General features: G+C 44.2%; 18 protein-coding genes and 2 tRNA genes. 7 read left to right on the forward strand and 13 right to left on the reverse strand.

Translation table 11 applies throughout. The features are described from left to right. Positions 1 to 41: 41 nt before the first annotated feature. Entirely contained in the window at positions 42 to 1,511 is a 1,470-nt protein-coding gene (locus FKQ60_RS03270; RefSeq protein WP_004395648.1) for a protein adenylyltransferase SelO, read from the reverse strand. A gap of 338 nt (positions 1,512 to 1,849) precedes the next feature. Here FKQ60_RS03270 and FKQ60_RS03275 point away from each other — a divergent pair, with 338 nt between their 5' ends. Continuing rightward, positions 1,850 to 3,217: an L-serine ammonia-lyase gene (locus FKQ60_RS03275; RefSeq protein ID WP_040904503.1), complete on the forward strand. Its 1,368-nt coding sequence runs from the start codon at positions 1,850 to 1,852 to the stop codon at positions 3,215 to 3,217. 86 nt (positions 3,218 to 3,303) lie between these two features. Here FKQ60_RS03275 and FKQ60_RS03280 read toward each other — a convergent pair whose 3' ends face one another. Next, complete coding sequence (locus FKQ60_RS03280; RefSeq protein WP_004395650.1) at positions 3,304 to 4,077, reverse strand: hypothetical protein; 774 nt, start codon at positions 4,075 to 4,077, stop codon at positions 3,304 to 3,306. Between the two features lie 267 nt (positions 4,078 to 4,344). Between FKQ60_RS03280 and FKQ60_RS03285 the strand changes: the two genes are divergently transcribed. The 3 genes from FKQ60_RS03285 (at position 4,345) to FKQ60_RS03295 (ending at position 8,171) form a co-directional block, all read left to right on the forward strand. After that, positions 4,345 to 5,877 carry a bifunctional GNAT family N-acetyltransferase/carbon-nitrogen hydrolase family protein gene (locus tag FKQ60_RS03285; protein WP_004395651.1) on the forward strand — a complete coding sequence of 511 codons (1,533 nt, stop codon included), beginning with the start codon at positions 4,345 to 4,347 and terminating at the stop codon, positions 5,875 to 5,877. A 185-nt stretch (positions 5,878 to 6,062) separates the two neighbouring features. Next, the gene (locus tag FKQ60_RS03290; protein WP_004395652.1) at positions 6,063 to 6,494 is read left to right on the forward strand and encodes an acyl-CoA thioesterase; all 432 of its coding nucleotides are present in this window, start codon (positions 6,063 to 6,065) and stop codon (positions 6,492 to 6,494) included. 411 nt (positions 6,495 to 6,905) lie between these two features. After that, positions 6,906 to 8,171, forward strand: a complete 1,266-nt coding sequence (locus FKQ60_RS03295; RefSeq protein WP_040904507.1) for an SLC13 family permease — start codon at positions 6,906 to 6,908, stop codon at positions 8,169 to 8,171. Positions 8,172 to 8,397: 226 nt separating this feature from the next. Here the strand turns inward: FKQ60_RS03295 and FKQ60_RS03300 are convergent, their stop codons facing one another. Further along, the gene (locus tag FKQ60_RS03300; protein ID WP_170906012.1) at positions 8,398 to 9,183 is read right to left on the reverse strand and encodes an EAL domain-containing protein; all 786 of its coding nucleotides are present in this window, start codon (positions 9,181 to 9,183) and stop codon (positions 8,398 to 8,400) included. Between the two features lie 221 nt (positions 9,184 to 9,404). Here FKQ60_RS03300 and FKQ60_RS03305 point away from each other — a divergent pair, with 221 nt between their 5' ends. Continuing rightward, positions 9,405 to 10,961 (forward strand): PAS domain-containing methyl-accepting chemotaxis protein, encoded by a 1,557-nt coding sequence (locus FKQ60_RS03305; protein ID WP_154168651.1) that lies wholly within the window; start codon positions 9,405 to 9,407, stop codon positions 10,959 to 10,961. Positions 10,962 to 11,005: 44 nt separating this feature from the next. Here FKQ60_RS03305 and FKQ60_RS03310 read toward each other — a convergent pair. Then, positions 11,006 to 11,082, reverse strand: a tRNA-Arg gene (locus FKQ60_RS03310). Positions 11,083 to 11,415: 333 nt separating this feature from the next. On the opposite strand from FKQ60_RS03310, the gene folD reads away from it, so the two are divergent. After that, complete coding sequence (gene folD / locus FKQ60_RS03315; RefSeq protein WP_170906013.1) at positions 11,416 to 12,288, forward strand: bifunctional methylenetetrahydrofolate dehydrogenase/methenyltetrahydrofolate cyclohydrolase FolD; 873 nt, start codon at positions 11,416 to 11,418, stop codon at positions 12,286 to 12,288. Positions 12,289 to 12,379: 91 nt separating this feature from the next. On the opposite strand, the gene FKQ60_RS03320 is transcribed toward folD, so the two are convergent. From FKQ60_RS03320 to uvrB, 5 genes are all read right to left on the reverse strand, one after another. After that, positions 12,380 to 13,582: a NupC/NupG family nucleoside CNT transporter gene (locus FKQ60_RS03320; RefSeq protein WP_170906014.1), complete on the reverse strand. Its 1,203-nt coding sequence runs from the start codon at positions 13,580 to 13,582 to the stop codon at positions 12,380 to 12,382. Between the two features lie 301 nt (positions 13,583 to 13,883). After that, positions 13,884 to 14,837 carry a LysR family transcriptional regulator gene (locus FKQ60_RS03325; RefSeq protein ID WP_170906015.1) on the reverse strand — a complete coding sequence of 318 codons (954 nt, stop codon included), beginning with the start codon at positions 14,835 to 14,837 and terminating at the stop codon, positions 13,884 to 13,886. 51 nt (positions 14,838 to 14,888) lie between these two features. After that, positions 14,889 to 15,236 carry a quorum-sensing phosphorelay protein LuxU gene (luxU, locus tag FKQ60_RS03330; protein WP_158144094.1) on the reverse strand — a complete coding sequence of 116 codons (348 nt, stop codon included), beginning with the start codon at positions 15,234 to 15,236 and terminating at the stop codon, positions 14,889 to 14,891. Positions 15,237 to 15,243: 7 nt separating this feature from the next. Further along, positions 15,244 to 16,605 carry a quorum-sensing sigma-54 dependent transcriptional regulator LuxO gene (gene luxO, locus FKQ60_RS03335; RefSeq protein ID WP_158139024.1) on the reverse strand — a complete coding sequence of 454 codons (1,362 nt, stop codon included), beginning with the start codon at positions 16,603 to 16,605 and terminating at the stop codon, positions 15,244 to 15,246. A gap of 143 nt (positions 16,606 to 16,748) precedes the next feature. Beyond that, positions 16,749 to 18,779, reverse strand: a complete 2,031-nt coding sequence (gene uvrB / locus FKQ60_RS03340) for an excinuclease ABC subunit UvrB (protein ID WP_040904511.1) — start codon at positions 18,777 to 18,779, stop codon at positions 16,749 to 16,751. A gap of 483 nt (positions 18,780 to 19,262) precedes the next feature. Between uvrB and FKQ60_RS03345 the strand changes: the two genes are divergently transcribed. Beyond that, a tRNA-Asn gene (locus FKQ60_RS03345) sits at positions 19,263 to 19,338 on the forward strand. 102 nt (positions 19,339 to 19,440) lie between these two features. On the opposite strand, the gene FKQ60_RS03350 is transcribed toward FKQ60_RS03345, so the two are convergent. From FKQ60_RS03350 to FKQ60_RS03365, 4 genes are all read right to left on the reverse strand, one after another. Next, positions 19,441 to 20,679, reverse strand: a complete 1,239-nt coding sequence (locus FKQ60_RS03350; protein ID WP_212752375.1) for a dicarboxylate/amino acid:cation symporter — start codon at positions 20,677 to 20,679, stop codon at positions 19,441 to 19,443. Positions 20,680 to 20,932: 253 nt separating this feature from the next. Next, the gene (locus tag FKQ60_RS03355; protein ID WP_170906016.1) at positions 20,933 to 21,649 is read right to left on the reverse strand and encodes a DsbA family protein; all 717 of its coding nucleotides are present in this window, start codon (positions 21,647 to 21,649) and stop codon (positions 20,933 to 20,935) included. 136 nt (positions 21,650 to 21,785) lie between these two features. Beyond that, complete coding sequence (locus FKQ60_RS03360; protein ID WP_170906017.1) at positions 21,786 to 22,304, reverse strand: protein disulfide oxidoreductase; 519 nt, start codon at positions 22,302 to 22,304, stop codon at positions 21,786 to 21,788. Further along, positions 22,301 to 24,412 (reverse strand): protein-disulfide reductase DsbD domain-containing protein, encoded by a 2,112-nt coding sequence (locus FKQ60_RS03365; protein ID WP_170906018.1) that lies wholly within the window; start codon positions 24,410 to 24,412, stop codon positions 22,301 to 22,303. Before FKQ60_RS03365 ends, FKQ60_RS03360 begins: the two co-directional genes overlap by 4 nt. Positions 24,413 to 24,446: the final 34 nt, after the last annotated feature.

Here is a 24,446-nt window from a genome sequence, read left to right on the forward strand (position 1 = left end):
AAAAAGACCGATAGTAACCTCGAGGTGCAAGAGCTCATAAGCTAAGAAGAGCAGCTTATCGACAGCGTCTTTCCCCAATCTGGCGGCAATTGAGCATAATGCTCGTTCTCGACTTGTTCAGAAAAAGGGTCACGTAATACGTTGGTTAACCGCTCCAGTTCACGATAGTCCCCCTGCTCAGCGCGTTCAATTGCGATCTGTGCCAAGTAATTTCGTAAAATGTATTTCGGATTATGCTTACGCATCGTGGCACAACGTTGAGAGACCGAGACTAAATGGCCTTGAGCGTCTTTCTCTTGCTGACAACGCTGCAGATAATGCTCTAGCCACCGCTGACCAGCGTCTCTATCAGCAACGAGATCGATAACGCTTTGTTCATCAGCATGATCTAAACACGATAACTGACGCATAAAACGCGTGTAGTCGACTCGATGTTTAGCGAGTAACGTAAATAGCTGGTCGAATAACTCACTGTCCCCAGGCTGCTGGGTCAATAAGCCTAGTTTCTGACGCATTAGCTCGCTAAAATATTGATTAAGTAGCGGTTCATAACGGCTCAATGCTTGTTCTAAATCTCCGCGGTCAATAAGTGGTGATAAAGCGTGTGCTAAAGCAGACAGATTCCATAAACCGATTCTTGGTTGCTGATTAAACGCATAACGGCCTTGATAATCCGAGTGGTTACAAATAAAACTTGAGTCATAATCATCTAAAAACCCAAAAGGACCATAATCAAACGTTTGTCCAAGAATAGACATATTATCCGTATTCATCACCCCATGAGCGAAACCGACCGCTTGCCATTGAGCAATCATCTTTGCGGTTCGCTCAACAACCTGTGCAAACCAATCAGCATAAGGGTTATCCGCTTGCAGACATTGCGGATAATGCCACTCGATAACCTTATCGGCCAACAAACGTAGCTCATTGATTTGATTAGTATAAAAGAAATGCTCAAAGTGACCAAAACGCACGTGGCTTTGGCTCATCCTGACTAATAAAGCGCCTTTTTCTGCTTGCTCACGATAGACTAGCGTATCACTAACCATCATCCCCAGCGCTCGAGTGGTGGCAATGCCTAATCCCGCCATCGCCTCGCTACATAAATACTCACGGATTGTCGAACGTAAGACCGCACGCCCATCCCCCATCCGTGAATAAGGGGTAAGCCCAGCACCTTTTAAATGCAGATCAAAGACTTCCCCTGAGAGACTGGTTATTTCGGCTAATAGCACACCTCGCCCATCGCCTAAATCTGGATTATAAACCCCGAATTGATGACCCGCGTATTTCATTGCCAATGGTTTAAAACTCTCCGGCATCTGTAGCCCAGAGAAACAAACAAGCAGTTCTTGATCGGGTTGATCGGGTAAACCGAACTGAGTAGCGAATTCCGCATTCCATGCTATCCATTGTGGATTATCGAGCGGTTGAGGCATTACTTCTCGATAAAAAACCTTGGGTAACGCATGGTAACGATTGGTCAGTGTCGTGGTTTGCCAGATAGACATCAATGCTGCTCTTTTGGTGGTATTTTGCGAAAAATAGCAAATACTTGAGTAAAATACTAGGTTTTATATTATCCTCTGCACACTCGGTTTTCGATGGATAACACTCATCAAAACAACCTTGCGCTGAACGCAGCGTCGCTTTCAGTATGACAAGAAAAAGAGCGCTATCCCCGAATAACGAGAAGTCGCAGCGAAGTGGCAAGTGAGTGAAGCCCGATGAATATAGACACGATGTGATAGAGATAAACAAACGCCGCTCACACCGCTGCAGCTTCAAGTTGGAAGGGTATATACTCACTAAACGTAGCCGAGTGCATTACACCAATAAGGGAAACATTATGTTGTCAATATTTGATATTTTTAAAGTTGGTGTTGGGCCATCCAGCTCTCATACCAACGGACCGATGATCGCTGGCTTTCAATTTTTATCCTTGATTGAGGATATATCGCTGGTGACCAGAATCCAGATTGATTTGTATGGCTCATTAGCATTGACCGGAAAAGGTCACCATACCGATCGCGCGGTATTGCTCGGACTACTCGGTAATCAGCCAGATACTATTAATATCACACAAGCGAAGATGGATTTACACACCATTCAACAAACCGCTACGTTAAATTTAGCAGGTAAAAAAAACATCCCTTTTTCTCATCAAGATGATCTCCTTTTTCATCCACAGAGCTTACCTTTACATGAAAATGGCCTAACGTTTAGCGCGTTTGATCAGCAATATCGCCTTGTCGCTTTTGAAACTTACTACTCAATTGGTGGTGGATTTATTGCTACCGCTGCGCAACTTGAACATGGTCATGCCGCTTCACCCATTAACGTTGAATTTCCTTTTACCTGTGCCGATGACTTGCTCAACAAAGCGCAACGTAATGGGCTTAGTCTCGCCGGTCTCGTTCTTCGCAATGAACTTGCTTTGCGTGATGGGCAAGAGATCGATCGAAAATCAGAACAGATTTGGCAAGTGATGTCCTCTTGCATGGAACGAGGGTTTGAAACCGAAGGGATTTTAGAAGGCGGACTTAATGTGACTCGCCGAGCACCTGCGCTCTTGAAAAAACTCGAAGCCAATGCGTCCACAGAACAAGACCCATTAGAAGTCATGGATTGGATTAACTTATTTGCTTTTGCTGTCAGTGAAGAAAATGCGGCTGGAGGTCAGGTCGTCACTTCCCCAACCAATGGCGCAGCCGGAGTTATTCCCGCAGTACTGATGTACTATCATCGCTTTATTCGCCCTTTGGATCTTAAACAAATTAAAGATTTTCTCGCCGTCGCAGGGGCAATTGGTATGCTATATAAAATGAATGCCTCCATTTCAGGAGCCGAAGTCGGTTGCCAAGGAGAAATCGGCGTATCCTCTTCCATGGCGGCGGCAGGATTAACGTCATTACGTGGCGGCAGTAATGAACAAATTTGTATGGCAGCAGAAATTGCCATGGAACATTCATTAGGAATGACATGTGACCCAATTGGCGGCTTAGTGCAAGTTCCTTGTATTGAACGTAATGCGATGGGCGCCGTTAAAGCGATTAATGCCTCTCGCATGGCACTGAAACGCACAAGTAAGTGCTTAATCTCTTTAGATAAAGTGATTGAAACCATGTTCCAAACAGGGAAAGACATGAATAAAAAATATCGTGAAACGGCGTTGGGAGGTTTAGCGTTAATTCACTTAGCCCCCCCTTGCGAATAATGCTTACCCTGACACGATAGATAGATGCAGATGCGAACCAAGGATGGCTCTTATCTATATGAATGACGCTTCTACCCATACCAACATTATTCTTTAATCAGTAAAGACGGTTTATTTGACGAGGTATCAAGCATGTTATCGATCTGTTTACGCTGTTTAATCCATCGATAACTGAGCGACAATAGACACAGCTCGTAGATCCAAAATGCATAACCCAATATATTCACCAACAATGAAAAACTGACACTTTGATGCCATTGGGCTGACTGATACACCATGAATCCAACCCCTAGTGGTAACACACCAACGAGCAAAAACAGCGATATCTGATAAGGCTGAGACAAACGCCATGCGGTAATGAGCCCGCGTGGTTCATCGTCGATCGATACCGCAGGGATCACTAATAGGCAGCGAGAAAATAACCAAATAACCGGTACAGCCAATAGCAAAAACAGCAACGCTAAACCAAAGAAAGAGAGTTCAAATAGAATCATGACTGAGAAAGTTAATAGAAAAATAAGTACCAATAATCCCGAAAATAGCAATAACCAATAACCGATGACTCTCAATTCCCTTAGCCCAGAGACGGGTTGTGGATTCTTCATCTCGAATGAATGATCGAGTAAAATAGCTCTGTGCATTCTGACGGTAACCCAAGCCGTCACACCAATCATCACTACCCCCGTTAGGAATACCAAAGGCATTTGCTCAGAGAAAAACGGATTGGAAAGAAGCCATCCCCCTAACTGAGTGATCACTAAATGTGGCCAAGAGAGCCATAAAAATTTCCGCCATTGACGTTTAATCAGCTGAGCCGCGCTGACTAAAGTATATAAAAGCGGTAATGGACAGGACTTCATGAGTGTTACCTCAATGTATGGTAAACCGATAAATGTCATCTATCGGTTGACGAAAAATAAGCTAGTACTATGGACCATGGTGACTATTTTTTCAGCGGCAATCGCGTGACAAGCATCCAGGTTGTGCGACAAGTTAATGACATTTCTGTTATAAAATTAACCCTATCGACACCACCTAATGCGGTAACGAATAGATAGCTCACTATCTTTAACCTTGAATCGCGCCAATAAATTAGCCAGTATGGTTAAAAAAGGAGTTCATAAAGTATGAGTAATATCGCGCCACGCTTAACTCTGCGTGTGATTGAAAAGAACGATTATCCTGAGTTAGCCGCACTGATGGATCTCGTTTTCCACGATGTTGGGGGAGCTTGGCCACGAATGACGATCATGGATCTCATTCATCAATTTCCCGATGGTCAGATTTGTATCGAAGACGATGGTAAAATCATCGGTGCCGCTCTCACCATCAAAGTCGATTACAACCGATTCTCTCTACCGCATGTCTACACTGACATTATCAGTGAACATAATGTCATTCAGCATAAAACCAGCGGTGATGCTCTCTATGGCTTGGATGTGTTTGTCCATCCTGATTATCGTGGTTTACGTTTAGGGCGACGGTTGTACGCGGCGAGAAAAGAGTTATGCCGCAGTAATAACCTTAAGGCGATTTTAGCGGGTGGACGTATACCAGGCTATGCTCAACACGCCGATCAAATGCCCGTTGCTGACTATATTGAAAAAGTAAAACGCCGTGAGTTACACGACCCGATCCTCTCTTTTCAATTAGCGAACGATTTTGATGTTAAGCGCATCATGCGCCATTATCTTCCAGAAGATGACCACTCAAAAGGCTACGCAACATTATTAGAATGGGATAATTTTTTCTATGAGGCAGATATTCAGTCGGTACACGACGTTGAAAAAACGCTGGTTCGTATTGGTATCATCCAGTGGCAAATGCGCGCCGTTGATGGCGTAGAGGATTTGCTCGATCAAGCTGAGTTTTTCATTGATTCATTAGCCAAATATCAAGCCGACTTTGCCCTGTTCCCGGAGTTTTTTAATGCGCCACTGATGGGATTAAAACGTGAACAAAACAGCGTCGAAGCGATTCGTTTTCTTGCTTCTTTTAGTGAACAAATCAAACATCATTTCTCAAAGCTGGCCGTTACTTACAACATCAATATTATTGCTGGCAGCATGCCAGTGTTAGAAAATGGTCAATTGTATAACGTAGCGTATTTGCTGCATCGTGATGGTTCTATCGACGAACAATACAAAATACACATTACTCCCCATGAAAAACGTGACTGGGTAATTGATGGAGGCAATCAAGTCCGCGTATTTGAAACCGATGCCGGACGAGTGGGGATTTTAATTTGTTATGATAGTGAATTTCCAGAACTAGGAAGGATGTTAGCAGAGCAAGATGTGCAAATTATTTTTGTGCCATTTTGGACAGATACCAAAAATGGCTATCAACGTGTGCGGCTTTGCTCGCAAGCCAGAGCGATTGAAAATGAGTGTTATGTAGCTATCGGGGGAAGCGTCGGTAACCTGCCACGGGTTGATAATGTCGATATTCAATATGCGCAATCGGCTGTATTTTCACCGTCCGATGTTTTTTTCCCACACGATGCAACGATCACTGAAGCAAGTCCTAACACCGAAATGATCATTTTTGCCGATGTTGATCTCGATAAACTGAAGCAGCTCAATACTGAAGGCTCAGTGACTAATTTACGCCATCGTCGTATGGATCTGTACGGTGGATTTACTCACCCCAAAAACTAACCTTCTCTTAACAAAATGACACGCACTCAAGACAACCTACTGTTAAAAATGAAATTATTCACCGTAGGTTGTCTTTAACTTTGCTACTCACCCCTCAAAACGTTAAATTAATGTTACCAAACTCACCATCATTCATTCCGTTCACGTTAGAATACCCTGTCACACGCACATAGGAACTAACTTTTATGGAACATTTACTCGCTGATTTTCCGGTTATTACTGAAATCCCTGTGGCTTGGGGAGAAATGGATGCGCTACAGCATGTGAACAATGTGGTTTACTTTCGTTATTTTGAAACCGCGCGTATCGACTATTTCAAACAAGTTGCCCTGATGGAAGAAACGCAAAGTACAGGTATCGGCCCAGTGCTAAGTGAAACCCAATGCCGTTACAAAATTCCGGTCACCTTTCCTGATACCTTACTGATTGGTTCACGTGTAGTTGATATTCAAAGCGATCGTTTTACTATGGAATATCAAGCGGTCAGTAAAAAAATGGGCAAAGTGACCACGACAGGCTCGGCGACCGTAGTCATGTTTAACTTCAAAAACGGACAAAAAGCTCACCTATCCGACAAACTGATCCACGCCATTAATACGATTGAAGCAACATCGTGATTCCAACCACCTTCTCCCTGACATCGCTTTAAGATGATTTTGAGAGCTATTAGACAAAACGGCCTTTCTCCGAGAAAGGCCGTCTCTTTTCGGCAACAACCATGATCATTGTCATCATTAACCCCCTTTAATTCGGTATAGTTTCCTCATCTTACAGACTGAAACACTAGGTAATTACTTTTTATAACACTTTATACTCATTATCTAACTCTGAAGTGGTGATATTCTCTGCTCAAAATGGTTCATCATCAACATCTTCGATGCCCAGACAACATGAGATAGCGAGTCGGTGGTCAGTGAATCCGTGGCCTTAAGATTGGTAACATTATGATTAAGTGTCATTGATACATTCAATACCTCGGCAACGGCAAGTGAGAAGGGATCATCAATTACTAAATTAAGAGAGGTACTATGTTACTTATTGCACAATTAGTTATCGGGCTTACCCTGATATTAATGATCAGTGGTCGAACGCCACTGTATATGACCGCGATTATCGGCTCGACATTGGCCGCTTTACTGGCTGGTTTCCCCGTCACCGGCGGTGCGGATATTACTGTTTTGAAAATGGTCAACGGCAGTTTACACCCCGTGATTGCTGATATGGCGGGTGTATTACTTTTTATTGGTGTCATGGAAAAAACCGGCTTCCTCAACGTGATTATTCAACGCATCATTTTGTTGGGTAGCCGCTTTGGAGGAGGCCCTGGCATTGCCAGTGCAGGAACCGTCGCTGCTGGCGTGATTGGTGGTCTGACTGGTTTTACCCAACCCGCTATTACTGCGGTCATTACTGGTCCTGCCGCGATTAAACTCGGTGTTAATCCAGATAAAGTCGCAGGATTACAAGCGCATGCCGGTCACTTAGGTAACTTTGGTGGATTCACTCACCCAACCCTACTTGCTGTCATCGCCACTGCTGGTATTGGCTTTGGTATGATCAACGTCATTGGTGCGGTGACCGCTTTATCAATTATTGCGATCAGCTTTTGGCGTCTACGCGTTGAGCAAAAACGTAGTGGTATTACTTATACTCAAGAGCAAATCAATGCCATATTGCAAGACATTAAAGATAAATATGAAGATAAAAGCTTTTTAATCGCTATTTTACCTTTTATTGCCTTGGTGATTGGTTTTGCTATTGGTTATCCAGTGTTTCTAGTCGGCGTGTTCTCTGCTTTGTTAGTCGCCATTTTAGCCAAAACACCACTAGGACAAGCTGAATCAATGATGCTTGAAGGCGTGCAACGAGTCGCTATCCCACTCATTGCGACTATCGGCTTTTTATTTATGTCGACTGTCATTCGTAATGTTGGTGTTGTGGACATGGTCGCCAACTGGTTTGATCCTGCGCTGAACTACGCACCGATCGTGGTAATGTTGTTAGTGTCAGCGATTGCTGGTTTGATCACTCAATCAAACGCAGCATCAGCGGCCATTGTATTACCATTTTTAACCATTGTTCTGAAATACGATGTTTCTCCACTCGCTGCCGCTGCTGCTGCTGCTGGTGGTTGTGCGGTTATGCAGTACTTCTTAACAGGGGGTCCCGTTGCTGCTCTTTCAACCACCGTGCCCGTTGTCCCTGGTTCAGAGCTAAAAGCGGCGAACCGCTTCCAACGCCCTTCTATTTTGGGGGGATTATTGGTGTTATTGGCGATTGTTGTCATTATCTAAACCTAATAGACTCCTCTCATGCTGAAACATCGCATAAGATAATAAGAAAAAACGCTAAGTAACCCTGTTACTTAGCGTTTTTTATGCAATACGATTTCATATTCACCACTATAGACTATACCCAAACGAGTTGAAGTTGCAGGTAGGCGGCAAGTGAGTAAATCCCCATGAGCACAGGCAAACTATATGATTGGGGTGAACGAACGTAGCCAACACCGCTGCAGCTTCAAGTAGGAAGGGTATTCAATATGTGGTCAATATCCGGTTTAGGTAAACACTCAAAACCAGGTTTAGCAAAGACATAACCTTGAATTAATGGAACACCCAGTGTCATTAAACAACCCAACTCCGCTAGCGTTTCAACCCCTTCAGCCAACGGTGTAATATTCAGATCTTTAAACATAGTTAAACAATTACGCACTATGCTTTGTCGGGTCAGATCCACATCAATACCACGAATTAACTGCATGTCTAATTTAACGATATTGGTTTGAAAATCAGCCAAGAGATTCAATCCAGAATAACCAGAACCGAAATCATCAATCGCGGTTAAAAAGCCCAACGATTTATAATACTCCACCACCCGTTTGACATGTGTCGTATCTTCAAATTTTTCAACTTCAGTAAATTCAAATAAAATCCGGGAGATAGGAAAATCATAGCGTTGAGCAGCTTCTATCGTTGTCCGCAAACAGCGTTCTGGTTGATAAATCGCATTCGGTAAAAAATTGATACTCAACATCGAATCTAACCCTAATTGGCTAGCGAGCTGAATCGCCTTCACTCGGCAAGTTTGATCAAACAAATAACGGTTATGCTCATTAATTTGAGAAATTATTGAGTAAGCAGACTGCTCCTGCTCGCCTCTCACCAATGCTTCATAGCCAAAAATCGTCCGATTTTTAACATCAATGATCGGCTGAAAAGCCATCGTAAATGAAAATTCCAGTCCATCATGAGATTGGCAGTGAGCACAACTCACACGAGAAACAGGATCAGAGCAAGAAGTCATAACAACGAGCCTTATCAAACAAACTTATACACCAGAAAATAGTAGCATAATAATCAAGCAAAACCTGCGATTCTTTAAAAGTAAACCGAACCGATTCTGATCCTATTTTTAAATAAGCAAGTGGATTTACCCTATTACGCCATAGCCGATTATCAAATTTGTATTACTCTTATTAATGGAAAGGATTTGATTCACTGCATCCCCTTGCTTAGGATATCGTTATGCGTAATAACCAACCAACGACCAATAAAGAAAAAACCTTTGACCCAAAAACCAAATTAATTACGGTGACCGACACCCAAGGTATTATTTTGGAATGTAACGATGCCTTCGTCGACATCAGTGGTTTCAGCAAGAACGAGCTGATTGGTCAACCGCATAATATCGTACGCCATCCCGACATGCCCGCTGAAGCATTTGAGGTAATGTGGCAATATCTAAAAGCAGGAAAGCCTTGGATGGGGTTGGTGAAAAACCGTTGTAAGAACGGCGATTTCTATTGGGTAGATGCTTATGCCACTCCAATTACTAAAAATGGAAAAGTCGTGGGTTATGAGTCTGTCCGTTCTTGTCCAGAGAGACAAGCAGTTGCTCGTGCAGAAAAGTTTTATCAACGAATTAAGTCTGGAAAATCAACAAAGTCACTAGCTTTGCTCGCGCACCCTGAATATCTATTGTTAAGTATCGCTTTCTTGTTCGCCATCGTTTTATGGAATATCGGTTACTCTCAACTCTCTGAGCGCTTTTTTCTATTGAGTGTTGTTATCTTCTCGGCTTGGATCTCATACTCACGCAAGAAAATGTTTGCATCACTCAGCGCACTACTGAAAAACTCATTTAGTCACCCGTTAGCGGTCAGCACTTATACAGACGATAGTGGCGATCTAGGAACGATTAAAGTCTCCCTCCACAGTCAAGCCGCTCATCTCAGTACCATTTTGGCGCGAATTGAAAACGCGGCCAGTGACGTTTCATCGGGCATGAAGCGTGGGCAAAGCTTAACTCAAAGCGCCCGTAAAGAAATCATACGCCAGCAAGCCGAAACCGAGACTGTCGCTGCGGCGATGAACCAAATGAGCACTTCAATCAATGATGTTTCCGAGCATGTTAATAATACGGCGGGGCAAGCATCAACAGCCAATACGTTGACTCAAAACGGCGTCACAACGGCCCACATTACTCGAGATTCAATTGAAAAGCTCAAACAAACGGTGCAGCAGATTGGTCACTCTGTTGAAAGTGTTTCTGAGCAGACCACAAAAATTGCTCAAGTCGCCCAAATCATTGAAAATATTGCTGAACAAACAAATCTATTAGCACTTAATGCGGCTATCGAAGCGGCAAGAGCCGGAGAGCAAGGACGAGGTTTTGCTGTCGTCGCTGATGAGGTACGCGTATTAGCGACTCGAACTCAGCAATCAACGCAAGATATCCACAATATTATTTCTGAGCTGACCGGTCGAGCTCAGCAAGCAGTAAACGTATCCAAAGTAGGCGTGCAAAATGCTGAAGAAGGACTAGGATACGTCTTAAAAAGTAGTGAAGTATTGGAAGGTATTTCACAGGCCGTTGAGCAGATTGCTGATATGTCAGCACAAATTGCTACTGCGGTTGAGCAGCAAGCTCATGTAGCAGAGGACGTTAATCAACAAATCGTCAATATTTCAAACTTAGCGGCATCCACCCAACGGAGTGCAAATCAGTTGAATGACTGTATTAATGATGTCGATAAGGTCTCGGACGATTTGCATGAACTTGTCGTGCGCTTCAAACAATAAGCGCCGATCAAAAAGCCCCAGTACAAGTACTGGGGCTTAAAATATGGCACGCCCTACAGGATTCGAACCTGTGACCACCTGCTTAGAAGGCAGGTGCTCTATCCAGCTGAGCTAAGGGCGCGTTACGGGAAAGGATTATACGAGTTCAAGCGCGTAAATCAACGCTTTTGACCGTTATTTTCTATCAAGTGCCTAAATATAAAGCAAAAGTACTATTTTAAAACGGGTTAACGAGTACATAACTCACGATGTCGTCGTCAGCCAACCACATAACGTCTTACTAAAATAGCATGACTCATCACTATTTAGCGGATCATCTTTACCGAATTTGAAACAGAAAAATCCGCACAAACATTAAAAATCAAATAGCAAACGTTTGCTTATGGATATTTTGCTTGTCATCTGCCACAATGCGCGCAAAATTTTGTGCTTTGCAGTGTAAGTAAGGAATGTTATGACGGCTCAATATATTGATGGAAAATTAATCTCGCAAACGGTGCGATCTGAAGTCGCAGCACGAGTAAAAGCCCGCACCGATTTGGGACTACGGGCTCCTGGACTTGCGGTTGTTCTTGTCGGCGAAGATCCGGCTTCGCAAGTCTATGTCGGCAGTAAACGCCGCGCCTGTGAAGAAGTCGGATTTATCTCGAAATCTTATGATCTGCCGGCAACAACGGGCGAAGCGGAGCTCTTAGCGTTAATCGATACGTTGAATCAAGACGACACTATTGACGGTATTCTTGTTCAACTTCCTCTACCTGCTGGCATTGATACGACCCAAGTACTAGAACGTATTGTACCAGATAAAGATGTCGATGGATTTCATCCTTACAATCTCGGTCGCTTAGCTCAGCGTATCCCTAAACTGCGCTCTTGCACCCCTAAGGGGATCATTACCTTATTAGAACGTTACAATATCGAATTGCGGAGTAAACATGCCGTTGTCGTTGGTGCATCGAATATTGTAGGGCGTCCAATGAGTCTGGAATTACTGCTAGCGGGATGCACAACGACAACCTGCCATCGTTTCACTAAAGATCTTGAACACCATGTTCGTCAAGCCGACATTTTAGTCGTCGCGGTCGGTAAGCCTAATTTTATTCCCGGATCTTGGGTGAAAGAAGGAGCCATAGTGATTGATGTCGGTATCAACCGTCTTGCTTCTGGACAATTGATTGGTGATATCGATTTTGAAGTTGCACGCACACGAGCCAGTTTTATCACTCCGGTTCCTGGTGGGGTTGGCCCGATGACGGTAGCAAGTTTAATTGAAAACACCATGATGGCGTGCGAACAGTTCCATACTCAAGATAAAACGCAACTTTAATCACTCGCATTAATTATCTCTGATTAACAATGAGAAGTAACATGTGAGACAAAAAAGGGGCGAGTAATAATCTCTCTCGCCCCTTTTATATTTATAGTGATAAGATCACACCAGCCAATGCAGCGCTCATTAAATTAGCCAAAACGCCAGCTCCAATCGCTCTAAAACCATATTGAGAGATAAAACTGCGCCGCTCTGGTACTAAACTCCCCAAGCCACCGATCAAGACCGCCATCGTCGAAATATTAGCAAAACCACATAAAGCAAACGTTATGATCGCTTGCGAATGTTCACTCAATTGTGATTGTACGTTGATGAATTGAATAAAAGCGACAAATTCATTGATGACGATTTTATTACCAATCAGCGACCCGGCGGTAATCGCCTCATGCCATGGAATGCCCAATAACCATGCTATTGGTGCAAATAAATACCCCAGTATCAGCTCAAAACTTAATGTAATGCCGATCCCGTCCCCTACCCAGCTTAATAGACCATTGAGTAAGGCAATCACGCTAACAAAAGCCAGCAGTGTCGCGCCAACCGCAACCGCAATTCGTAGTCCCGACATCGCCCCATCAGCCATCGCTTCGACGACATTGGTTGCCTTTGGAATATCAATATCGATTTCGGCCTTTTGTTGGTAGGTTTCCGTTTCTGGAAACAACATTTTTGCCATTAATAAACCGGCAGGCGCAGACATAAACGCGGCGGCAATCAAATAGTTCAAATTGACGCCCAATGACGCATAACCGACCAAGGTGCCTCCGGCAACCGATGCCAAACCACAAGTCATCACCGCAAAAAACTGTGAATCACTCATCTGCTTTAAATAAGGCTTAACCACAAGGGGAGCTTCAATCATACCCACAAAAATATTGGCGGTTGCTGACAGCGATTCTGCTCGGCCAGTACCCAGTAATTTTTGTAGCGCTCCGCCAATCAAATTAATCACTTTCGGCATCAAACCAATATGGTATAACCCGGAAATTAACGCAGAAAAAAAGATAATGATACCAAGGACATGAATGGCAAATACAAAGCCTACTTTCTCACTGGCTAACCCACCAAAGATAAAGCTGATCCCTTCTTGGCCATAATCGATCAAATGAGCAACGGCGCCTGTCACCCCATTGAGTATATCTTTACCGGCTGGCACATAGAGCACCAACAGGGCGAAACCTACTTGCAACAAAAAAGCCAAACCGACCGTTCTAAGTCGAATATTTTTTCTATCTGCAGAAAATAGCCAAGCAACGCTTAAAATGGCTATCACACCAAGCAATGAGATCATAAATCCAATCCGAAAAGTTACTAATAATGCAAGGCGAGGCATTCTATAGCGCAAAAGTAGATACGCAAGTAGCAAATGTTAACGGAGTAGATCAAAAATAATCCACGCGATCACTGACTATTTAAGCCATTGAATTTCAACAAAACAAACGTTTGCTTTTTGATGCTATTTCCATATGGAAATAATGTTTCTAGTCATGGAAAGAATCACTTAAGAAAAAAGAACAAACTCATGCATAGACGACCAATGTTGCCAGACGAGGAAAACAGGGGGAGATTGAAACATTAAATGGGTGGCAGACTTAGCATCCTGTCGATGCGAAGCGCACATAAGGCTCTAAGCGGCTGTCCCAGTAACAAGGGCTCGCTAATTTGTCTTTGATAAAGTTGATCACCGCCGACGTTTTCTTAGGCATATGCTGGCGGCTAGGATAAACCGCATAAAACGGCATATTTTGGTTGGCGTGCCAATCTGGCAATAATTGAATCAATTGTCCGTGACGAAATTCATCTTTAAGCAGATACGTCGCTAGATACGCTACCCCCCATCCAGCCACTGCAGCATCACGTACCGCTTCCGCTAAATCAACCGAGTAGTTACCCGAAACTTGTATGGTCAACTTGTGATCCAATTTTGCAAAAGACCAACGGGTATAGTCACGATCCCAACTTCGATAAATCAAACAATTGTGCTCTGATAACGCTTCCGGAGTATGCGGCGTACCATGGTGGAGTAAATAGTCCGGTGAGGCGACCACAACAAAACGGCTATCCGCTAGACGCTGAGCAATGTATCCCTGAGGTATATGCTCATTGCTGGTTATCCATAAATCGAGCCCCTCTTGTAACATGTCAACACGATGATCAAACAGGTGAACCTCGACTTGTAGCTCAGGATAACGTTGACGCAACGATTCTAACGCAGGTAAAACATGTAAAGTTCCAAAAGATTGCGATAAACCCAAACGCAGCAGCCCAGCGACTTCATCACGCTGACTTTCAACTTCAGCTTGCGCCTCATCGACCAAACGAAGTAACTCGGCACAATGCCGATAAAAACCTTGCCCCGCTTCGGTAATCGTGACACTCCGCGTTGTACGTTGTACCAACTTAATTCCCAAAGACGCTTCAAGTAAAGCCAACTGTTTACTGACATGAGAGACCGATACCCCCAATTGCTTGGCGGCAGCGGTAAAGCCTTTTTGCTGCACCAAAGTAGCAAAAATCACCATTTGCCCAGCTCGTTCCGCTAACACTGATTTTCCTTCCAGTAAAATGCGCCTTATTATAAGACAGGTTTGAAGCGGTTAATGCACCGCGCTTTGTAACTGAGCATAACACTGGGCGGTTTCGCTGAGTATCTCTAGCATCTTAGCCGTTTCTGTTTCTTCATTCATTGCAATCCCCTGCTTGGCATTGCTATCGATTTGTGTCGCAAAAGCACACAGCTTATCGGCACCAAAACTGGCGGCACTGCTTTTAAGAGCATGACTAATTTCAATTAAGTAAGTCATATTGCCGCCATCAGCCCCTTGAGTGAGCTGCTGATGATAAAGGCGAAGTTCACCTAAAAAAATATCCATTAAGATAGGAATATTCTCTTTGCCAATCTCTTGAGCCAATGCATCAATTTTTTCGGTATTCATCCACTGCATAACGTCTCTAACGCTCCTTTTCCTGCTCTTTTTCATTCCAGGTTTGCAGTTTGCGATAAATCGTTGAGGGACTGACATCTAAATAACTCGCCGCTCTTGGAATATTGCCATCACACACTTCAATGGCTTTTTCTATCGCTTGCTTTTCCGTTAGCCATAACGGAAAAATATCATGCACAGAAAGCACCTTCTCATCCTGAGACAAAAAGGTAGGCTCTGCCATTCTTGGCGCATTGAGTGGCGGAGGCAGCATCGATAAGGTAATTTCTTGTCCATCATTCAATACCACGACATTACGCAGTACGTTTTGTAACTGACGCACATTACCTGGCCATTCATAATGCTTAAAACGCTCTGTCACTTCTGAAGAGAGGCGAACAAATCCTTTGCCTTCCTCTTTCGCCATATGACCTAATAATGAATAAGCAATTTCAATCACATCATCGCCCCGTTCTCGTAGTGGCGGTAAATGTAATGGAATCACGTATAAACGGTAATATAAGTCTTCGCGAAAACGGCCTTGTTGAACTTCTTTCCAGGGATCACGGTTCGTCGCACAAACAAAGCGCACATCGACACTGTGTAGCTTAGAAGAGCCGACTTTTTGAAAAGTACCAGTCTGGATAAAACGCAATAATTTGGTTTGCAGATCAAGATCCATCTCGCACAGCTCATCCAAAAAGAGCGTTCCACCATCAGCCAACTCCGCAGCGCCCTGTCTATCTGAGGCGGCTCCGGTAAAGGCACCTTTGACGTGACCAAAAAGTTCACTTTCAATTAAGTCTTTTGGAATCGCAGCACAGTTGATGGCGATAAACGGTTTGTCGCCTCGCTTACTGGCGGCATGAATCGCTTCGGCGCACACTTCTTTACCAGTACCACTCTCGCCGGTAATAAAAATGCTGGCTTTACTGCTCGCTGCGGAATCAATCGTGCGATATACCGCCTGCATCGTTTGGCTACTGCCAATAAAACCTTGATAGTTTTGATTATTTGGATCGTAATTTTCGCTTTTAAGCTTATTCGCTTTGCGCATCGCATTATTGACGGTAATACGTAGCCGATCCGCCTCACACGGCTTAATCAGAAAGTCTTGCGCACCTTGACGCATCGCCTCGACCGCAGTATCGATCGAACCATGTGCGGTCATAAAGATGATCGGCACATCGGGAGATTGTTTTTTTACAGCGGCAAGCACATCCATTCCTGTCATATCAGGCAAACGTAAATCTAACAGGATTAAGTCGGGCGTTCGTCGGTTAAGGCTCTCTATCGCATCGCGCCCGGTGCTGACGATATTAATGTCAATCTCTAGCGGAGTCAGATAGGATCGGTACAATGCTGCCACAGAAGCCGTATCCTCAACCATCAATAGATACTTGGTTTTAACGTTATTTTCGCTCAATTGCCTACCCAGCCATTTTATTTTTGCATTTTGCTTAATTGTTGCATCAAGAGTCGCATTTTGCAAACTCCTTATTACCATTATCCCGTATGCAACTCTTATATACTCTAGCTATTAGCGATAAACTGCTGACGTAACTGCGTAATTTGATCGCGCTTTTGAGCCGCCAATTCAAATTCGAGATCTTGTGCGTGTTTGTACATTTCAGCTTCGAGCTTCATGATCTGCTTTTCTAACTGCTGGGGAGTGAGTAAGTCATAACTCGCACCGGGTTCAGCAACCTTAGCAAGTGGCACAACTTTGCTCGCTTTCTGCTGTTTCGGCTTCGTCGCATCGCCTAATTCCATAATATCTTTAATGCTGCGTCTTAGCGCTTGAGGTTCTATTCCCCGCTGTTGGTTATACGCTTGCTGCTTCTCACGGCGACGCTCGGTTTCATCAATCGCTTTACGCATTGACTTGGTAATGTTGTCCCCGTACAAAATCGCCTTACCACGCAAATGACGCGCAGCGCGACCTATAGTCTGGATCAATGAGCGCTCTGAACGTAAAAAACCTTCTTTATCAGCATCTAAAATCGCGACTAAGGATACTTCAGGCATATCCAGCCCTTCGCGTAATAAGTTGATCCCAACTAAGACATCAAACACTCCTAGTCGTAAATCACGAATAATCTCCACCCGTTCAACGGTATCAATATCCGAGTGTAAATAGCGCACTTTTACCCCGTGCTCGTGTAAATACTCGGTCAAGTCTTCCGCCATACGCTTAGTCAGTGTCGTTACGAGCACTCGTTCCTCTTTGGCGGCCCGAATGCGTATTTCTGATAATAGGTCATCAACTTGAGTGGCTACGGGACGTACTTCAATCTCAGGGTCGAGTAACCCCGTTGGCCGGACGACCTGCTCAACCACATCACCTGCGGATTTCTCTAATTCGTAGGCACTCGGCGTTGCAGATACAAAAATCGTTTGCGGTGCTAAGGCTTCAAACTCTTCAAATTTTAAAGGTCGGTTATCCAACGCTGAAGGCAAACGAAAGCCAAATTCAACCAAGGTTTCTTTGCGTGAGCGGTCGCCTTTATACATGGCGCCAATTTGCGGCACCGTCACGTGTGATTCATCAATTACCAATAAACCATCGTGAGGCAAGTAATCAAATAAGGTCGGTGGCGGTTCACCGGCGCTACGACCACTTAAATATCGAGAATAGTTTTCAATGCCTGAACAAAAACCCAGTTCATTCATCATTTCGATATCAAATTGTGTCCGTTGTGAGATGCGCTGCTCTTCCAATAACTTATTATTATCTAACAGGGTTTGACGCCGAAGTTGTAACTCTTGTTTGATCTGTTCAATCGCATCAAGAATCCGCTCGCGAGGTGTTACATAGTGGGTTTTGGGGTAAACGGTAAAACGCGCCAAATCACGCTGGCGAATGACACCCGTTAATGGGTCAAACAGACTGATGCACTCAATTTCATCGTCGAACATTTCAACCCGAACCGCTTCTTGCTCCGATTCGGCTGGGAAAATATCAATCACCTCACCACGAACCCGAAACTGACCGCGCTCAAAAGCAACATCATTACGGCTGTATTGCAACTCTGCTAAGCGCCGTAACATGTCACGTTGGTTAAGCACATCGCCGCGTCTTAGATGCAACATCATTTTTAGGTAAGAATCGGGGTCGCCCAAGCCATAAATTGCCGATACCGAAGCGACGATGATCGCATCTTTACGCTCTAATAGCGCTTTGGTCGCCGATAGGCGCATCTGTTCAATATGAGAGTTAACCGAAGCATCTTTTTCGATAAAGGTATCGGTAGTTGGAACATACGCTTCCGGCTGATAGTAATCATAGTATGAGACAAAATACTCCACCGCATTGTGAGGAAAAAAACTTTTCATCTCACCATAAAGCTGGGCCGCTAATGTTTTATTCGGTGCTAATAAAATGGTTGGGCGTTGGGCTTGAGCTATCACATTCGCTAACGTGAAGGTTTTTCCCGATCCCGTTACTCCCAATAAGGTTTGGTGCGCCAATCCCGCATCAATGCCTGCCAATAATCGTTCAATTGCCTCCGGCTGATCGCCAGAGGGTTGGTATTCAGAGACCAGCTCAAACGTTTTGCTCATTACCCATTATCCTGCTGCATTCATTGCTTTGAATGACTATTGTCCGGTCAGCGCTGCAAACTCGCAAGTAGTTTAGGGGTTAACACTAAAAACGCGTAACGATTATCCCTTTGGTACAAAAAACATCCCATTACTTATCCACAAAAAGACTCTCGACCTCGCATCACTGCAATAATCATGAATCTGACAACCACACCTGAACAATCTGTGGGTAAAACTAAAAAATCCTATAAAGTCAAAATACTAGCCATAAAAAGCAATCGATTACACTGGCGGGGGTATGATAACAATTGGAACTACGGCTAATTTTACAAATCCCCTTATACACTTATCCACAAAATTGGTGGATAAGTAAATGCAACGCATGCCTGATAAGGAGTACAGAAAAGTAAAGTCTCTATCATCAAAAATATCTATGATTTTTTAAGGGGTAGATATTGACAGAAAAAGAGCGGATAAGTAGTATTCTCGCCGCAAAACCATTCCCCCTTAGTTCAGTTGGTAGAACGGCGGACTGTTAATCCGTATGTCGCAGGTTCGAGTCCCGCAGGGGGAGCCAAATTCCAGAAAAAAAGACGTCCTAGGACGTCTTTTTTGCTTTTAGTCTATTTATATTTCTCACAACTGAGAAGGCAACAACATAACTCGATTAACCTAGCGGTTAAGCCACATTTTCTTCAAGCGGGGTTTCATTACCCTCTTCACTTTTCGCCACGACACCAGCAGCAATCGCATTACCCAATACATTGGTCGCTGAACGTCCCATATCTAGGAAGTGATCAATGCCGAGCAGTAACAATATGCCCGCATCAGGGATGTGAAATTGATGAAGCGTGGCGGCGATCACCACCAATGACGCACGAGGCACTCCTGCCATACCTTTAGAAGTGACCATTAAAATGAGTAACATGGTCACTTGTTGTGCCATGGTTAACTCAATCCCATAAGCTTGAGCGATAAACATAACGGCAAAGGTGCAGTACATCATCGAACCATCAAGATTAAATGAGTAGCCCATCGGTAATACAAAACTAGAAATTCGCTTAGGAGTACCAAAAGCACTTAAACTTTCTAGCGTTTTGGGATAAGCAGATTCTGAACTTGCCGTTGAAAATGCTAATAGTATTGGCTCGCGTATCATGCGAAACAGGGTAAACACGCGTCGTCCGAGCACCAAGGCTCCCATCAACAATAATACGCCCCACAATATACTAAGTGAGAGATAAAATTGCCCCATGAACGTACCATAGGTACTCAAAATCCCCATTCCCTCTTTAGCCACCATGGCACTGATTGCCGCAAAGACAGCAAATGGAGCAAAGTTCATCACATAAGCGGTTACCTTCAGCATGATCTCTGACACACTTTTTAGCATATCAATTACTGGGTAAGCTGGAGCACCAATAGCGGCAGCAGCTAGACCAAAAAATAGAGAAAACACCACAATTTGTAGAATTTGATTACTGGCCATGGCTTCAATCACGCTTCTTGGTACAGCGTGAATAACAAAGTCCCGGAAGCTTAGTGCTTGTGCATCAACACCACTGGCTAGGGAACTGGAAGGAATATCTAAATGTAAACCAACACCTGGGGACAGAATGGTCACCATCACCAAGCCAAGAATTAATGACATCATTGACGCCATCATAAACCACATTAAGGTTTTAATTCCTATACGCCCAACCGTTGTCGTATCTCCCATTTTAGCAATGCCGACGGTTAACGTGGTAAACACTAAAGGGGCAATAATCATGTTGATCAGCCGTAAAAACACATCCGTGATTAGGGTTATGTTATTGGCAAACTCTTCTGGCTGAACAGGGGTATACCAACGAATACCTTGTCCGGTAGCAATACCCAGCAACATAGCAATAATAATAGCTCTCGTTAACCTATTCATCTCAATGATCACTCCATGTATACAGCTTCAATTAGCTGCGTGTCGTAGCAGATGTTATTCCTGCGGAAAGCGAGGTGAGCAGCAGATTAGCAGAGAGGTATTGGCCTAAAGTCAATTTTTGTTCTGTCAACGTGAGCACAATGTTAAGGAAATGTCATTTTTACTTGCAAATTCTTACATAATAAAAACAAAAAATAGATCGACACCTATTGCATTTCCTCAACAAATAGAAAGCCACTTGAATAGTGAAAAATTATTTCGCAAGTTTTTCACGAATTAATGGCTCTAACTTATCTAGCGGTAGATAACCGGGGATGATTTGCTGACCAATTAACAGCGCTGGCGTACCGTTTAGCCCTAATTCACTAAATAGCTGATAGTTTTTCGCCAATTGTTGTTGGGTTTTTTCCTGTGTATTCAGCGCTTGGCTGGTATCGGTTTTTTGAGCGACTTGCAGTAACGACTGTGGATTATGCGCGCCCGGTTTTTTGACCAACAATTCATCCGCTTGAGTAAATTTTTGTTGATCCGTCTGCCATAGGTTTAATGCATAGCTGGCCGAATTAACTGGACTATCGAGTTCTTTCAGCGGCACCAGCACACTCACCACTTTGATCGTCGGGTAACGTTTGACCAACTCATGCAATACCGGATCGAGTTTTTTACACCACGGGCAGCTGTAATCGGTGAAAAAAATCAGCGTTAATTCAGGGTCTTGAGCACCAAAACTCGGGTGATCAGGGTTGTTGTATAAATAGGCTTGATTATCCTTTAATACCTGCTCAAAACGATTGGCTTGTTGCTCGTACATACGTAACGTGCTGTGCAGATTGTCAATCACTTGCGGATTACGTTGTAAAATTTGTTCAATATCCGCCAACTGTTTGGTTTGCTCTACCGTCAATGCAGCAGCACTACTCAGTGAAAAGGTGGCTAATAAGCCGATCAGCACAATTCTGTAAATTTTCATGTTTTATCCTTTATTTAATAATGACTATACCCAAACAACTTGGAGTTGCAGGTAGGCAGCAAGTGAGTAAGTCCCCATGAGCATAGATAGGCTATGTGATTGGGGGGAACGAACGTGGCCAACACCCCCTGCAGCTTCAAGTAGCAAGGGGATAACTTGCTAGCCACAAACGAGCCAATAATCCCCATGGAGTGGTCAAACCGCTGGTAATAAATTCAATTTTCCCTTGATGCACAATCATGATTGTTGGCGTGTAACGTATATGCCAATCCTGTCCTATTTGACTGCGAGGATCGTTAAGCTGAGGAAATTCAATGTCATGATAAGCCAAATAACGTCGTATCTGCTCATCGCTACCAGAAGAGAGCGCAATACCTAACGTTGGGTAGTATTGACTGAGCCAATTGACTGTTGGGGTGACAAAACGACATATATTGCACCAACTGGCCCAAAAATAGATCACCATGGGTTTCTCTGCACTCATGGCTTGAATATCGATTGACTGACCTTGGAGATCCACCGCCTGTAAACTGAATTGATTACGCTCTGGCATCTGTTGGCTACGCCATTGATCGATAGCCACAGAAACGATGCTCAGTAGCAAACCAATCATCAACCACTCACGTCCTAGATGTAATAAGCGCTTTTTCTTCATCGTGCTTCTCCTTTTGCCTGACGCAAGGCATCCATCACCGCACGATCGGTTAATAACACGGGCAGAGCAATGCCTTGTGGAGCTTGAGGGCCATACACTATATTAAACGGCACGCCAAATCGGCCATGGCTTTGCAAAAAACGAGTAACCAACTCACTGGGGAGCGTCCAATCACCGCGTATCAGAACCACCTCTTCTTGCTGTAGAGCTTTATGCACCGGATTTTGTAATAACACGTTCATTTTATTGACCTTACAAGTAATGCACCAGTCAGCTGTAACATCAACCAACACCACTTTACCTTGCTCTACATGCTGAGCAATTTGCTCTGCTACCAGTGGCTGCCAGGGTAAATCGTCACTAAGCTGAGTGAGTCCATGAGTGGTACTGAGTTTGGCCAGCCATAGACCCGCGCCAAAAGACAATACGGTAATGAGCACGAAGAGAACGATACGCTGAGCGCCGTAGTGTCTCCATCCTTGCCAAACACACAGTGCTAGAGTAGATAACAGATAAAGCAGTATTGCCCACAGCGGCCAATGGGCAGCGAGTAAGGTTAATAACCACAATGAGGTAGCCAATAACATCAACCCAAAAAGGATTTTTATACGGTTCATCCACGCACCCGGTTTCGGCAGCCGGAGTGCAAGCAGAGGAAACAGTGCCACCAATAACCAAGGTAGCGCCATACCTATACCCAAGCCGGTAAAAATAAACCATAGGGTGAGCGTGTCTGCGCCCAGTGCGAAAGCGACCGCCGTGCCTAAAAAAGGCGCCGAACAAGGCGTTGCTAATAAAGTTGCGAACATACCTTGTAAATAATGACCCAAATAACGCTGATCGGAGCCGCGCGTTGCCATCCATGTCGAAGCACTCACTGGCAAACGTAACTCGAATAAGCCGAGCATATTGGCGCCAAATAAGGTGGTGATCAGCAGCATTAGGACAATAAAGCTGGCACTTTGAAATTGAATACCCCAGCCGATTGCCTGACCACTCCATTTCAGTGCCAATAATCCTATGGCTATCAACCAAAAAGCACTGAGTATTCCTGCGGCCGAAGTGAGAAACTGCAAGCGGACACTACGACGCAGTGGTTTATCCAAGGTCAACACTGACGTTAACTTCATGCCTAATACCGGTAACACACACGGCATGACATTTAAAATCAAACCACCCAGTAACGCACTAGCAAACATCAGCATCAGTCCCCAACCTGAGGTTGTGGATTGAATCAGACCAGATTCAATCGCCACGGTTTGTTCAACCAATAGCGACTGATCAGCAAAAGTAACTTGTACGGATTCACCACTCAAATCTGCTTTACCGAGCCAACTAGAAACAGTAAATGTCGCCGTCAAGTTTTGCCCATCAACCTGAATTCGTGGTTGAGTAAAGCTACTTTCTGCGACTTTATCACTTTGACCATCAAGTAAGAGATCCGGCTGCTGCCAACCTTGTAGGTTGTGTGCGGTGATTTGTAAACGTTGCTGAGCCTCATCCCAGACAGCGCCTAATGTCAATAATTGCTGCGTTTTTTGCGGTACCCGACTAATCGCCTGTGCATATTGCGCCACTTCATTACTACCAGGCATCAACTGATCAGGAACAAAGCTCAGCTCAACGGGATAGTCAGTGATCACACAAACGGTCGAACAGGATGAGAGCCGTAAGCGCGCCTTAAACAGGACTGGCTGTTGCCGGTCTTGTATTTTAAGCGTGATCGGAAAGAGCGTATCACCTTGATAACCGATCGTTTCAATACCGAGCAGCGAAAAACGGCTAGGAAACGGCCAATGCCACTGAAAGTCACTCACATTTTCAGATGCAGACCAGTCAATTTCTGGGGCAACACCGCCTTCTCCGGGAGATCGCCAATAGGTTTTCCATCCCTTATCTAACTTTACCTCCAGATAACCAGCAGCCTCTCCGCTTTGCGGATCGCTTTGGCCAGTTAACACCAAACGTACCGCAACAGGTGGATGATAAGCATCGGTCAACCAATCGGTAGCAACGACTTCAGCCTGCGCCAAGAACGAGCTAAATAAGCTTAATAACAAACAGACACGCACTAAACGTGTTAAGAAGATTCTAAATACAGGGAACATGGTTTTTCCTTATTAATAAACACCAACAGGTTTG

The sequence above is a fragment of the Vibrio sp. A11 genome (assembly GCF_013048705.1).
Taxonomy (GTDB): Bacteria; Pseudomonadota; Gammaproteobacteria; order Enterobacterales; family Vibrionaceae; genus Vibrio; species Vibrio metschnikovii.

Coding starts and splice junctions, on each gene's coding strand:
- FKQ60_RS03270 (WP_004395648.1), bottom strand. CDS start 1,511: ATGTCTATCTGGCAAACCACGACACTGACCAATCGTTACCATGCGTTA.
- FKQ60_RS03285 (WP_004395651.1), top strand. CDS start 4,345: ATGAGTAATATCGCGCCACGCTTAACTCTGCGTGTGATTGAAAAGAAC.
- FKQ60_RS03295 (WP_040904507.1), top strand. CDS start 6,906: ATGTTACTTATTGCACAATTAGTTATCGGGCTTACCCTGATATTAATG.
- FKQ60_RS03360 (WP_170906017.1), bottom strand. CDS start 22,304: ATGAAGAAAAAGCGCTTATTACATCTAGGACGTGAGTGGTTGATGATT.
- FKQ60_RS03350 (WP_212752375.1), bottom strand. CDS start 20,679: ATGAATAGGTTAACGAGAGCTATTATTATTGCTATGTTGCTGGGTATT.
- folD (WP_170906013.1), top strand. CDS start 11,416: ATGACGGCTCAATATATTGATGGAAAATTAATCTCGCAAACGGTGCGA.
- FKQ60_RS03300 (WP_170906012.1), bottom strand. CDS start 9,183: ATGACTTCTTGCTCTGATCCTGTTTCTCGTGTGAGTTGTGCTCACTGC.
- luxU (WP_158144094.1), bottom strand. CDS start 15,236: ATGCAGTGGATGAATACCGAAAAAATTGATGCATTGGCTCAAGAGATT.
- FKQ60_RS03365 (WP_170906018.1), bottom strand. CDS start 24,412: ATGTTCCCTGTATTTAGAATCTTCTTAACACGTTTAGTGCGTGTCTGT.
- luxO (WP_158139024.1), bottom strand. CDS start 16,605: ATGGTTGAGGATACGGCTTCTGTGGCAGCATTGTACCGATCCTATCTG.
- FKQ60_RS03355 (WP_170906016.1), bottom strand. CDS start 21,649: ATGAAAATTTACAGAATTGTGCTGATCGGCTTATTAGCCACCTTTTCA.
- FKQ60_RS03290 (WP_004395652.1), top strand. CDS start 6,063: ATGGAACATTTACTCGCTGATTTTCCGGTTATTACTGAAATCCCTGTG.
- FKQ60_RS03305 (WP_154168651.1), top strand. CDS start 9,405: ATGCGTAATAACCAACCAACGACCAATAAAGAAAAAACCTTTGACCCA.
- FKQ60_RS03280 (WP_004395650.1), bottom strand. CDS start 4,077: ATGAAGTCCTGTCCATTACCGCTTTTATATACTTTAGTCAGCGCGGCT.
- uvrB (WP_040904511.1), bottom strand. CDS start 18,779: ATGAGCAAAACGTTTGAGCTGGTCTCTGAATACCAACCCTCTGGCGAT.
- FKQ60_RS03320 (WP_170906014.1), bottom strand. CDS start 13,582: ATGATCTCATTGCTTGGTGTGATAGCCATTTTAAGCGTTGCTTGGCTA.
- FKQ60_RS03275 (WP_040904503.1), top strand. CDS start 1,850: ATGTTGTCAATATTTGATATTTTTAAAGTTGGTGTTGGGCCATCCAGC.